We start from the raw sequence: 12,674 nt of genomic DNA, 5'->3' as shown, positions 1-12,674 counted from the left end.
AATATGGCGGGGGAGTCTCCGCAGGAGACGGGGGCAGAGCCCCCGGCCACGCTCGCCGCCCTAGCGCCGGAAACCGTAGCGCGTCACGTTGCGATAGGTCGCGCCACTGCGCAGCACCGCGTCGGGGAAATCCGGACGGTTCGGCGCATCGGGCCAGTTCTGGGTCTCCAGCGCCAGCCCGGCGCGCGGCCCGTAGGACAGCCCCTCCAGCCCGGGAAGCCCGGCGATCGGCAGGTGATCGGCGCCGTAGACCTGCAGCCCCGGCGCATCGCTTTCCACCACCAGCGACAGACCTTCGCGCCCCGAGGCGATGGCCATCAGCCGCACCACGCCCTCGGCCTCCTCGAAGCAGTAGTTGTGGTCGATCCCGGAGGCGCCGAACAGCCGCGGCACGCGGAAGTCGAAGGCGGTGCCGGCCACCGGGGCCGGGGCGCCCGGCAGCGGGATCTTGGCGGCATCCACCGCCAGGTAATGGCTGGCCGGCACATGCAGCCGGGTGCCCGCCACGTCGCCCGCCGTGTCCAGGCTGAAATAGGAATGATGTGCCAGGCTGACCGGGCAGTCGGCGCTGCACTGCGCCTCCATCTCCACCAGCAGCTGCGCCGCCTCGATGCGGTAGGTGACCCGGGCCTCGAAAAGGCCCGGAAAGCCCATGTGGCCGTCGGGCAGGTCCAGGGTGAAGGCCGCCATGTCGGCGCCGGCCTCGGCCAGGGTCCAGTTGCAGACCCCGGTGCCTTCGCTGCCGCCATGCAGGCAGGTCCGTCCGCCCTCGTTGGCATCCAGGGCGTAGCGCTCCCCGTCCAGCACGAAGGCGGCGCCGCCGATGCGGTTGGCGTAGCGGCCCACGGTGGCGCCGAAATAGGCCATCGGGCCCAGGTAATCCTCCAGCCGGTCCGAGCCCAGCACCAGCGGATGCGCCACGCCGGCCAGCCGCAGATCCTGCAGCCGCGCGCCGTGGGTCAGCAGCCGGGCGGACAGCACGCCATTGCCAATCTCCACCACCCGGACCTCTTCGCCCGAGGGCAGCGTGCCGAAGGTCTGGACATGGGTCATCTGGTCATCCTCACCCGGTGCTCCTGCTGTCCCTTGATACCGGTTTCGATGCAGTAGACCAGTCCCTGCGCGGAATCCGGGTGTTCCAGGCCTTCCTGTGCCGAGGTGACGAACAGCGTTTCACCATCCGGGCCGCCGAAGGCCGGACAGGTGCTCTGGGATCCGGCCAGCTGCACCACCCGCTCCAGCTGCCCGTCGGGCAGGTAGCGCGCGACACGCCCGGCACCCCATTGCGCGCTCCAGAGCGCGCCTTCGGCATCGACCACCGCGCCATCGGGATAAAGCCCCTCGGGCGCCAGATCCAGGAACAGCTCGGGCGCGCCCTCGGGCCAGCCCTCGGGATCCAGCGGCTGGCGCAGGATCTTCTGCGTCGGGGTGTCGGCGAAATAGGCGGTGCGGCCATCGGGGGCGAAGCAGATCGCGTTGGGGATGGTGATGCCCATGAAGATCGTCTCGATCCGGCCCTCGAAATAGCGGTGGATGGCCCCGGCATCGCGTTCGGCCTGCTTGCCCATGGTGCCGATCCAGAAGCCGCCCTGCGGATCGGCGCGCCCGTCGTTGGAGCGGGTCTGCGGCTTGTCGGCCTCAAGCGTCAGAAAGCGCTCCTTGCGGCCGCTGTCGATGTCGAAGCTCCACAGCCCGGTTTCCGAGGCCAGCAGCAGCGTGTCGGCATCGATGCGCCCGGCGGCCGAGAAATGCTCCTCGAACTGCCATTCCAGGGCCGCCTCGTCGCGGCGGCTGCGCAGGCGCTTGTGGATGATGTCGAACCAGAACAGCTGCTGGCGTTCGGGGTGCCACAGCGGCCCCTCGCCCAGGAAGCAGGAACGCGGGTCGAAGATGCGGGCTTGGGTCATGGTCTGGTCTTTCAGCTGGCGCAGGCGTCATAGGCCGCGACGATGGCGGCGGCCCGGGTCGCCACCGTAGCGGCGGGATCCCCGGGACGGTAGAGCGCGGTGCCGATCCCGAAGCCGTCCGCCCCCGCCGCGATCCAGTCCGCAAAGTTTTCCGGCCCCGCGCCGCCCACGGCATAGACCGGCACATCGGCGGGGATCACCGCGCGCATGGCCTTCAGCCCGGCGGGGCCGACCAGCAGCCCCGGGAACAGCTTCAGCCCCGTGGCGCCGGCGCGGAGCGCCGCGAAGGCCTCAGAGGGGGTCATGAAGCCCGGCCAGGAGGCCAGGCCCTGCGCGGCACTGGCCGCGATGACCTCCGGGTTGGTATCGGGCGAGACGATCAGCCTGCCGCCGGCCCCGGCGACGGCGCTCACCTGAGCGACGCTCAGCACGGTGCCCGCGCCGATCAGGGCGCTGTCGCCGAAGGCCTTCGCCAGCGTGGCGATCGAGACCAGCGGCTCGGGAGAGTTCAGCGGCACCTCGATCCGGGTGATCCCGGCGGCGATCAGCCCCTCGGCCACGGGCAGGGCATCGGCGGGGGGCAGGCCGCGCAGGATGGCGATGATGTTGCGGCTCATGACGTCTCTCCTTCAGGTCAGGCGGGCGTGGGCCGCGCGCAGCCCCGCCAGCGCAAGGTCGGGGGCAGTGGCCAGGCGCACCCGGGCCCCGGCGGCACGCAGCGCTTCCTCGTAGCGGGCCGAAAGGGCGGGGCTGCCGATGATTTCGACCGGGAGGTCCTGCCAGAAGGCCGCCGCGCCCGACAGTTCGGCGCCGATCAGCAGGCCCGACAGCCGGGCGCGGGCGGCGTCTGGCGCCGTGCCCCGAAGCAGCGTGGCCGAGCGGATCGCGAAAAGATCGCCCAGCAGCCCCTCGGGGGCGTGCAGCCCGGCGGCAAGGCCCGCTTCGAAGGCGCTGTCGTCCCAGCCTTCGCCGCCCAGCGAATGGCGCAGCACCGAGGCCTGCGAGAGCAGCGCGAAGACCTCTCCGGTCATCAGGGTGCGGAACTGGCGGATCTGGCCGCCCTGCACCCGCACCCACTTGGTATGGGTGCCGGGCAGGCAGAGCGTGCCGTCGAAATCAGGCGCACCGGCCAGAAAGCCCGCGATCTGGGTTTCCTCGCCGCGCATCACGTCCGGGGGCGCGGCCTGGGCCACCCCGGGCAGGATGCGCACGACAAGGCGCGGATCCTGCGTGGGGGCGGTGACGGGCGCCAGTCCCGCCGGCGCGCAGGGGGTGGCGGCATAGGGTGCCTCGCACCAGCCCTGCTTGGCCCCCGCCATGCCGCAGATCAGCACCTGGGTGCGGCCCTTTTCGGGCAGCAGATCGGCGCAGAGATCCAGCAGCGCGCCCTCGAACTGGTCGGGGGCAAGCTGGCCCATGCCGCGATCCGAGGCACGCTCGGCCAGCACCGTGCCCTCTGGGCCAAGGACCCAGAGACGCAGGTTCGAGGTGCCCCAGTCCGCCGCGATCCAGAGCCGGGCCATTCACAGCCCCTGCAGGTCTTCGGGCAGGATCGCCTCGGGGAGGTTCTGGTAGCAGACGGGCCGCAGGAAACGGCGGATCGCCAGCGTGCCAACCGAGGTGGCGCCGAAGTTGGTGGAGGCCGGGAAGGGCCCGCCATGGACCATGCTGTCGCAGACCTCGACGCCGGTGGGGAAGCCGTTGGCCATCAGCCGCCCGGCCTTGCGCTCCAGGATCGGCATCAGGCGCTGCGCGGCCCCGGTATCGCCCGCATCCATCATCAGCGTGGTGGTCAGCTGGCCGTGGAAGCTGCGGGCCACCGCCAGCATTTCCTCGAAATCGCTGACCACGATGGCGATGCCCGAGGGGCCGAACACCTCTTCCGAGAGCGCCTCGTTCGCCATCCATTCCGCGCCGGTGGTACGGAAGACGTAGGGCGCCGCGTTGCGCAGGTCGCAGGTGGAGGTCATGACCTCCTGCACGCCGGTCTGCGCGGCAATGGCGGCGGTGCCCTTCCGGTAGGCATTGGCGATGCCCTCGGTCAGCATCGGCTGGGGGGCGACCTTGGCCAGCTCGGCGGCGGCGGTCTCAAGGAAGGTTTCGGTCTCGGGGCCGGCGATCATCACCAGCGAGCCGGGGTTGGTGCAGAACTGCCCGGCGCCCATGGTCAGCGATCCGGCCCAGCCCGTCGCCATCTCGGCGGCGCGGGCGGACATCGCGGCGGGCAGCAGGAACATCGGGTTGATCGAGCCCAGTTCGCCGAAGAAGGGGATCGGCTCGGGGCGCGTGACGCAGAGGTCGAACAGCGCCTTGCCGCCCCGGTAGGAGCCGGTGAAGCCCACGGCGCGGATCAGCGGGTGCTGGACCAGCGCGGCGCCGACCTCGTGGCCCATGCCGCCGTGGATCATCGAGAAGACGCCCGGGTGCAGGCCGCATTTCACGATGGCCGCATGGATCGCTTCGGTGACGATTTCCGCCGTGCCGGGATGGGCCTCGTGACCCTTGACCACCACCGGGCAGCCGGCGGCCAAGGCCGAGGCCGTGTCGCCCCCGGCGGTGGAAAACGCCAGCGGGAAGTTCGAGGCGCCGAAGACCGCCACCGGGCCGATGGGCCGTTCGATCATCCGCAGGTCGGGCCGGGGCAGGGGGGCGCGGTCCGGCAGCGCCGGGTCGTGGCGCACGTCAAGGTAGGCGCCCTTGCGGATGTGCTCTGCGAAAAGCCGCAGCTGGCCGGTGGTGCGGCCGCGCTCGCCTTCCAGACGGCCGGGCGGCAGGCCGGTCTCGGCGCTGCCGATCTCGGTGATCTGGGGGCCGCGGGCCTCGATCTCCTCGGCGATGGTGTCGAGGAAGACGGCGCGGTCCTCCCGGGTGGAATAGCCGTAGCTCCAGAAGGCCTCTTCGGCGGCCTGCGCGGCCTTGTCGACCAGCGCGGCGGTGCCGGCAAAGAAGCTGTGGGCGGGGCCACTGACCGGGACGGACTGGAAGGTGGTGTCGGTGGCGACCCAGGCGCCGGCGATCAGGTGCTTGCCATGGGGATCGAAGGTCATGCGGTGTCTCCCTTACTTGCCCCAGCGAAGCGCGATCAGGTCCAGATCGCCGGCGAGTTGCAGCAGGCGGTCCTTGGTGCGCTGGGACATCGGTTTCAGCGGATGGCGCACGTAATCCGAACCGATCACGCCGCCGGCGGCATAGACCGTCTTGCAGGCGCGCAGCCCGCACTGGCGGTTCTCGTGGTTGATCAGCGGCATGCACAGCTTCCACTGTGCCAGCGCCGCGTCATGGTTGCCCGCCAGGTATTCGGTCACGATGGGGCGGATCATCTCGGGGAACATCCCCGAGGTCATGGTGCCGGTGCAGCCGGCATCCAGATCGGCCAGCAGCGTCACCGCCTCCTCGCCGTCGAAGGGGCCGACGATGTGATCGCCGCCCGCCGCGATCAGCGCGGCCAGCTTGTCGGCGGCAAAGGGCGTCTCGATCTTGAAATAGGAGACGTTCTCGATCTCCTGCGCCATCTTCACCAGCAGCGGCACCGGCAGGGTCACGCCCGACAGCGGCGCGTCCTGGATCATGATCGGAATGCTGATCGCGTCCGAGGCGGCGGCGAAATGTTCAAAGATCGTGTCCGGGGCGGGAACCATGCCGACGCCGTGGTAGGGCGGCATCATCATCACCATGGAGGCGCCGAGGGCCTGGGCCTCGATGGCGCGCTTCACCACGATGTCGGTGCTGAAATGGCTGATGGTGACGATCACGGGCACCCGGCCCGCGCAATGTTCCAGGCTGACGCGCGTCATCAGCGCGCGTTCCTCGTCCGACAGCACCATCTGTTCAGAGTAGTTCGCCAGGATGCAGATCGCATCGACGCCCTGGTCGATCAGGCAGTCGATGACATTGCGCATCCCCGGCACATCCAGCGTGCCATCGGCGTTGAAGGGCGTGGGGGCGACAGGCAGGATCCCGGTCAGAGGGGTTTTCACGGCAACGGTCCTTTCGGTCTTTGCAGACAGTCAGAAATGGAAGGGGGCGGTGGTCTCTCTCCGCCCGAGAAGGAAGGCATCGGCGACGTGGGTCATCGGCCGCAGGTCCATGTCGAGGCCGCCGCGCTGCACCAGCGCCGCCATCTTCGCGTAAAGCCTGGGGTATTCCCCCGAGAGGCCGTCCTGCGAGGCGCCCTGTTCGACGCCGTCGATGAACATCCGCGCGCCGCCATGGGTCAGCAGCAGGGTGCCGGTGTCGGTCACCGCCTCGATGGACCAGGTCTGCTCTCCCTCCTGGCGGAAATCGAGCGTCGCCTGCACCTGCGCCTGGGGATGATGGAAGGCGACCTCGGCGGCGATCGGGGCCTGGCGGTTCTCGGGGAAGACCAGCGTGGCGTCGCGTACATGGATCTCTTCGCGCAGGATCTCGGTCACGATGGAAAGCGCGTTGATGCCCGGGTCAAAAACGCCCAGGCCGCCGGCCTCGAAGATCCAGTCCTGGCCGGGATGCCAGCGGCGGACATCCTCCTTCCAGGTGACGGTGAGCGATCTCAGCACCCGGGAGGCCAGCCAGGCCTTGGCATCGGCGACCTTGTCGGCCTCGCGCGAATGCCAGGTGGCGTAAAGCGACACGCCGTTCTGCTTCGCCAGTTCGGTCAGGGCATGGCATTCCGCCAGCGTCGCGCCGGGGGGCTTTTCCAGCATCACGTGGCGCCCGGCGGCCAGCGCCTTCGACGCATAGTCGAAACGCGGCACCGGCGGCAGGCAGAGCGAGATCACGCGGATGTCGGGGCGCGTCACCAGCAGCTCGTCGAAGTCGGTGAAGGCGGGGGTGCCCTCCACCGTGCCGGCGCGCGACACGGTGGCGGCAAGCTCCCAGTCGGGAGAGGCGGCAATCGCCGGGACATGCTGGTCGAGGGCGATCTTGCCGATACCGATGAGGGCGATCTCCATCAATGCGCGTCCTTTCCGACCGGGGAGCCCCGGCACCCTTTGAGAAAGTCCAGATCCGCCCCGGTATCGGCGCCCTGCACATGCTGCTGGTGCAGCCAGGCATAGCCCGAGGGCGGGATTTCATGGGTGGGGGCCCAGGCGGCGAGGCGCGCGGCCAGTTCCGCATCCGGGATATCCAGGTGGATGCGGCGGTTCTCCACGTCCAGCTCGATCATGTCGCCGTTCTTCACCACCGCCAGCGGCCCCCCGGCGGCGGCCTCGGGCGAGGTGTGCAGCACCACGGTGCCATAGGCCGTGCCCGACATCCGCGCATCCGAGATCCGCACCATGTCGGTGATGCCCTTCTGCAGCACCTTCGGCGGCAGGCCCATGTTGCCGACCTCGGACATGCCGGGATAGCCCTTCGGCCCGCAGTTCTTCAGCACCATCACGCAGGTTTCGTCGATGTCGAGGTCCGGGTCCTCGATCTTGGCCTTGTAGTCGTCGATATCCTCGAAGACGACGGCGCGGCCCCGGTGCTGCATCAGGTGCGGCGAGGCGGCCGAGGGTTTCAGCACCGCGCCGTTCGGCGCCAGGTTGCCCTTCAGCACGGCGATGCCGCCATGGTCGCGCAGCGGACGCTCGGCCGGCAGGATGACGTCCTCGTTCCAGTTCACGACGTCCTTGACCTCGTCCCAGATCGTGTCGCCCGAAACCGTCAGAGCGTCCTTGTGCAGCAGGCCGGATTCCCCCAGCCGTTTCAGCACCACCGGCAGGCCGCCGGCATAGAAGAACTCTTCCATCAGGTACTTGCCCGAGGGCATCAGGTTCACGATGGTCGCCACGTCGCGCCCGCAGCGGTCCCAGTCGTCCAGGGTCAGATCCACGCCGTCGAGACGCCCGGCAATGGCCAGCAGGTGAATGACCGCATTGGTCGATCCGCCGATGGCGCCATTGGTGCGGATGGCGTTTTCGAAGGCCTGCTTGGTCATGATGTCCGAGGGCTTCAGGTCGTCCTTGACCATCTGCACGATGCGCCGGCCCGACATCTGCGCCATGACGCGGCGCCGGGAATCCACCGCGGGGATCGCGGCATTGCCCGACAGCGCCATGCCGAGCGCCTCGGCCATGGAGGCCATGGTGGAGGCGGTGCCCATGGTGTTGCAGGTCCCGGTGGAGCGCGACATGGACTGTTCGGCCTCCAGGAATTCCTCCTGGGTCATCTTGCCGGCCTTCACGTCCTCGGAGAATTTCCACAGGTGGGTGCCCGATCCCACACGCTCGCCGCGGAAATAGCCGTTCAGCATCGGCCCGCCGGTCACCACGATGGAGGGCAGGTCGCAGGAGGCCGCCGCCATCAGCAGCGAAGGCGTGGTCTTGTCGCAACCCACCATCAGCACGCAGCCGTCGATCGGCTGGCCGCGCATCTGTTCCTCGATCGACAGTGCGGCGAGGTTGCGGAACATCATCGCCGTGGGCCGGAAGGTGTTTTCCGAGGCCGAGAACACCGGCACCTCGACCGGGAAGCCGCCGGCCTCCCAGATGCCGGCCTTAACCTTCTCGGCCAGCTCGCGCAGGTGGCCGTTGCAGGGGGTCAGGTCGGACCAGGTATTCATGATCCCGATGATCGGGCGCCCGTCGAAGAGGTCATGCGGGTAACCCTGGTTCTTCAGCCAGCCACGGTGGTAGATCGTGTCGCGGGAGTTGCCTCCGTACCACTCCTGGGAGCGCAGCTTGCGGGGCCATTCAGCGGGTTTGAACGTCATTTCCTTGAACCTTGTCCTGAGACGAGAGGCGCGCGGCGCCGGGGCAGATGGGGCGCGCGGTCGCGCCGGGGTTCCGGACGGCGGTCAGGCCGCCGCCCGGTCCGGTGGTGGCGGGGGAGGGAGGCCCGCCGGGAGGAACCCTCAGCCCTTGTTCTTCTGGTAGACGTCGAAGAACACGGCGGCGAGCAGCACCAGGCCCTTGATGACCTGCTGGTAGTCGATGCCGATCCCCATGATCGACATGCCGTTGTTGAGCACGCCCATGATGAAGGCGCCGATGACCGCGCCCATGATCTTGCCCGAGCCGCCCGACATCGACGCACCGCCGATGAAGACCGCCGCGATCACGTCCAGCTCGAAGCCGAAGCCGGCCTTGGGGGTCGCAGTGTTCAGGCGGGCGGCGAAGATCAGCCCGGCAAGGGCGGCCAGCAGGCCCATGTTGATGAAGGCCAGGAAGGTCAGCTTCTCGGTCTTGATGCCAGAGAGCTTTGCGGCCTTCTCGTTGCCACCCAGGGCGTAGATCCGGCGGCCCAGCACGGTGTTTTCCGTGATGAAGGCGTAGATCACCGTCAGGATGGTCATCGAGATCATCACGTTGGGCAGGCCGCGGAAGCCCGCCAGCTTGTACATGACGTAGAACAGGGCGCCGCAGATCACGAGGGTGCGCACGGCGAAGAACATCGCGGGTTCGTCATCCATGCCGTACTTGCGGTTGGCGGCGCGCTTGCGCAGGCCCATCCAGATCACCAGCATCACCGCGATCACGCCGGCGGCCAGCGCCGTGCCGTTGGGACGGTTGATGCCGAAGAGGTCGGGGATGAAGCCGGTCGAAAGCGCCTGGAAGCTGCGGTCGAAGGGGCCGATGGACTGGCCTTCCAGCAGCCACAGCGACAGGCCGCGGAACACCAGCATACCCGCCAGGGTGACGATGAAGGCGGGGATCTTCCAGTAGGCGACCCAGTAGCCCTGCCAGGCCCCGATGGCGATGCCCGCGACCAGGCAGGCCGGGATGGTCAGCCACACGGGCCAGCCCCAGTTCACCATCATCACTGCCGCCAGCGCCCCGATGAAGCCCATGACCGAGCCGACCGAAAGGTCGATATGGCCGGCCACGATGACGATCAGCATGCCGAGCGCCATGATGATGATGTAGCTGTTCTGCAGGAACAGGTTGGTGATGTTCACCGGCTTCAGCAGCGTGCCGTTGGTGACGATCTGGAAGAAGACCATGATCGCGATCAGGGCGACCAGCAGGCCGTAATCCCTCAGGTGGCCGGCCAGATAAGCGCCAAGCTTGGGGCCTTCGCTGCCGGAATTGTTCTTTTCTGCCAGTTCCAAGTCTCTCACTCCCTATTCCACGACTTCCGTCACGATCATCGACATGATCCGTTCCTGGCTGGCCTCGTCCTTGGTCAGCTGGCCCACCAGGGCGCCCTCGTTCATGACGTAGATCCGGTCGCACATGCCCAGAAGCTCGGGCATTTCGGACGAGATCATGACCACGCCCTTTCCCTGGGCCGCGAGGTCGTTGATGATCCCGTAGATTTCGAATTTCGCGCCGACGTCGATGCCGCGCGTGGGCTCGTCGAGGATCAGCACCTCGGGGCCCGAGAACAGCCATTTCGACAGCACCACCTTCTGCTGGTTGCCGCCCGAAAGGTTCATCACCTTCTGGAACACCGAGGGGGTGCGGATGTTCATCGCGCGGCGGTATTCCTCGCTGACGCGGGTTTCCTCGGCCTCGTTGATGATGCCGGCCTTGGACACGCCGGGCAGGTTGGCCAGGGTGGTGTTCTTCTGGATGGTTTCCTCCAGCACCAGGCCAAGCGACTTGCGGTCCTCGGTCACATAGGCCAGCCCGGCGGCGATGGCGCGGCCCACGCTGGAGGTATCCACGGGCTGGCCGTGCATCTTCACGGTGCCCGAGATGTTCTTGCCGTAGCTTTGCCCGAAGATCGACATCGCCAGCTCGGTCCGGCCCGATCCCATCAGGCCGGCGATGCCCACCACCTCTCCGGCGCGGACGTTGAAGCTGGCGTTGCGGATCACCTGGCGGCCCTTGTGCTCGGGGTGCCAGACGTTCCAGCCCTCGACCTCCATCAGCAGGGCGCCGGGGGTGGGCACGCGGGGCGGATAGCGGTCCGACATGGAGCGGCCCACCATGTCGCGCACGATGCGGTCCTCGGTGATCTCGTCGGTGTGCACCGACATGGTGCTGACGGTCGAGCCGTCGCGGATCACCGTCACGCTGTCGGCGACGCGCTTCACCTCGTTGAGCTTGTGGGAAATGATGATCTGGGTGACGCCCTGGGCCTTCAGCTCCAGCATCAGGTCCAGCAGCGCCTGGCTGTCGTGTTCCGAAAGCGCGGCGGTGGGTTCGTCGAGGATCAGCAGCCGCACGTCCTTGGACAGGGCCTTCGCGATCTCGACCATCTGCTGCTTGCCGACGCCCAGGCTGTCGATCAGCGTGCCGGGGCTTTCCTTCAGCCCGACCTTCTTCAGCAGCCCCTCGGTGCGCTGGAAGGTCTCGCGCCAGTCGAGGACGCCGCGGCTGGCGCGTTCGTTGCCCAGGAAGATGTTCTCGGCGATCGACAGCAGCGGCACCAGGGCAAGTTCCTGGTGGATGATGATGATGCCCAGCTCTTCGCTGTCGTTGATGCCGGCGAACTGCGCCAGCTTGCCGTCGTAATGGATCTCGCCGTCGTAGGTCCCGGCGGGGTAGACGCCGGAAAGCACCTTCATCAGCGTCGATTTCCCGGCGCCGTTCTCGCCGCAGATCGCGTGGATCTCGCCCTCGGCCACCGTCAGGTTGACGTTGTCGAGCGCCTTCACCCCGGGGAATTCCTTGGTGATGGAGCGCATTTCAAGCAAAGAAGTCATGGCTTTGCCTCTCGAAATCAGGAGGATGGGGTGGGCCTGCCCCCGTAAGGGGCGCGGGCAGGCCCGGGGCGACGCATCGCGGGCCGGTCACCCGGCGCGCGGCGTCACTGGAAGTTCGACGCGTCGTGGTAGCCGCTGTCGACAACCAGTTCCTTCCAGTTCGACTTGTCGACCAGCTTGGGCTCCAGCAGGTAGGCCGGAACGACCTTCTTGCCGTTGTCGTAGGTGGTGGTGTCGTTGATCTCGGGCTCCTTGCCCTGCATCAGCGCGTTCACCATGTTGACGGCAACGCCGGCCAGCTCCCGGGTGTCCTTGAACACGGTGGAGTACTGTTCGCCCGCGATGATCGACTTGATCGAGGGGATCTCGGCGTCCTGGCCGGTGACGATGGGCATGGGCGTGTCGCCCGAGCCGTAGCCGACCCCCTTGAGCGAGCTCAGGATGCCGATCGACAGCCCGTCGTAGGGCGAGAGCACGCCGTTGACGTGCTTGTCGGTGTAATAGGCCGACAGCAGGTTATCCATGCGGGCCTGGGCGACGGCGCCGTCCCAGCGAAGCGTGCCGACCTTGTCCATGCCTTCCTGGCCGGACACCACGTCGATCGAACCGTCGTCGATCAGCGGCTGCAGGACCGACATGGCGCCGTTGTAGAAGAAGTAGGCGTTGTTGTCGTCCGGGCTGCCGCCGAACAGTTCGACGTTCCAGGGCTTGGCATCGGGGAAGCGTTCCTTCAGCCCGTCCACCAGAGAGGTCGCCTGTTCGACTCCGACCTTGAAGTTGTCGAAGGTGGCGTAATAGCTGACATAGTCGCTGTCGCGGATCAGCCGGTCATAGGCGATCACGGGGATGTCCGCGTAATGGGCATTCTCCAGCGCGTTCGACAGGGTGGTGCCGTCGATGGCGGCAATCACCAGCACGTTGACGCCGCGGGTGATCATGTTCTCGATCTGGGCGACCTGGTTCGGAATGTCGTCCTCGGCATATTGCAGGATGGTGTCGTAGCCCGCAGCCTTCAGCTGCTTCACCATGGAATCCCCGTCCGAGATCCAGCGCGCCGAGGATTTGGTCGGCATCGCGATGCCCACGAGACCATCGGCCTGAGCGGACCCTGCGGCCAGCATGAGAGAGGCGGCCGCAAGGGCCGCGAATTTCTTGAAGATCATGATCTCCTCCACTGAAACCCGGACAGCTCTCCTTTGCCGTACGGGCGT

Annotated in this window: 11 protein-coding genes; all 11 read right to left on the bottom strand. The window is 67.7% G+C overall.

Translation table 11 applies throughout. The features are described 5' to 3' along the window. Positions 1-60 precede the first annotated feature (60 nt). Positions 61-1,053 (bottom strand): aldose epimerase family protein, encoded by a 993-nt coding sequence (locus KM176_RS03295; protein ID WP_160896323.1) that lies wholly within the window; start codon positions 1,051-1,053, stop codon positions 61-63. Then, positions 1,050-1,907: an SMP-30/gluconolactonase/LRE family protein gene (locus tag KM176_RS03290; RefSeq protein ID WP_160896324.1), complete on the bottom strand. Its 858-nt coding sequence runs from the start codon at positions 1,905-1,907 to the stop codon at positions 1,050-1,052. The genes KM176_RS03295 and KM176_RS03290 overlap by 4 nt, the downstream gene beginning before the upstream one ends. Positions 1,908-1,918: 11 nt before the next feature. Further along, on the bottom strand, positions 1,919-2,524 hold the full coding sequence (locus KM176_RS03285) for a 2-dehydro-3-deoxy-6-phosphogalactonate aldolase (protein ID WP_160896325.1): 606 nt from the start codon (positions 2,522-2,524) through the stop codon (positions 1,919-1,921). Between the two features lie 12 nt (positions 2,525-2,536). After that, complete coding sequence (locus KM176_RS03280; RefSeq protein WP_160896326.1) at positions 2,537-3,430, bottom strand: 2-dehydro-3-deoxygalactonokinase; 894 nt, start codon at positions 3,428-3,430, stop codon at positions 2,537-2,539. Then, on the bottom strand, positions 3,431-4,954 hold the full coding sequence (locus KM176_RS03275) for an aldehyde dehydrogenase (NADP(+)) (protein ID WP_160896327.1): 1,524 nt from the start codon (positions 4,952-4,954) through the stop codon (positions 3,431-3,433). It abuts the gene before it with no gap. 12 nt (positions 4,955-4,966) lie between these two features. Continuing rightward, the gene (locus KM176_RS03270) at positions 4,967-5,884 is read right to left on the bottom strand and encodes a dihydrodipicolinate synthase family protein (protein WP_160896328.1); all 918 of its coding nucleotides are present in this window, start codon (positions 5,882-5,884) and stop codon (positions 4,967-4,969) included. A gap of 30 nt (positions 5,885-5,914) precedes the next feature. Next, complete coding sequence (locus KM176_RS03265) at positions 5,915-6,838, bottom strand: Gfo/Idh/MocA family protein (protein WP_160896329.1); 924 nt, start codon at positions 6,836-6,838, stop codon at positions 5,915-5,917. Beyond that, positions 6,838-8,583 carry an L-arabinonate dehydratase gene (araD, locus tag KM176_RS03260; protein WP_160896330.1) on the bottom strand — a complete coding sequence of 582 codons (1,746 nt, stop codon included), beginning with the start codon at positions 8,581-8,583 and terminating at the stop codon, positions 6,838-6,840. Before araD ends, KM176_RS03265 begins: the two co-directional genes overlap by 1 nt. Before the next feature lie 141 nt (positions 8,584-8,724). Continuing rightward, entirely contained in the window at positions 8,725-9,921 is a 1,197-nt protein-coding gene (mmsB, locus tag KM176_RS03255) for a multiple monosaccharide ABC transporter permease (protein WP_160896331.1), read from the bottom strand. 12 nt (positions 9,922-9,933) lie between these two features. After that, positions 9,934-11,463 (bottom strand): multiple monosaccharide ABC transporter ATP-binding protein, encoded by a 1,530-nt coding sequence (gene mmsA, locus KM176_RS03250; protein ID WP_160896332.1) that lies wholly within the window; start codon positions 11,461-11,463, stop codon positions 9,934-9,936. 104 nt (positions 11,464-11,567) lie between these two features. Continuing rightward, positions 11,568-12,626 carry a multiple monosaccharide ABC transporter substrate-binding protein gene (gene chvE, locus KM176_RS03245; RefSeq protein ID WP_160896333.1) on the bottom strand — a complete coding sequence of 353 codons (1,059 nt, stop codon included), beginning with the start codon at positions 12,624-12,626 and terminating at the stop codon, positions 11,568-11,570. Positions 12,627-12,674: the final 48 nt, after the last annotated feature.

The sequence above is a fragment of the Pseudooceanicola endophyticus genome (genome assembly GCF_018760365.1).
Taxonomy (GTDB): domain Bacteria; phylum Pseudomonadota; class Alphaproteobacteria; order Rhodobacterales; family Rhodobacteraceae; genus Pseudooceanicola; species Pseudooceanicola endophyticus.
This window is presented reverse-complemented; position numbering and strand designations above follow the sequence as displayed.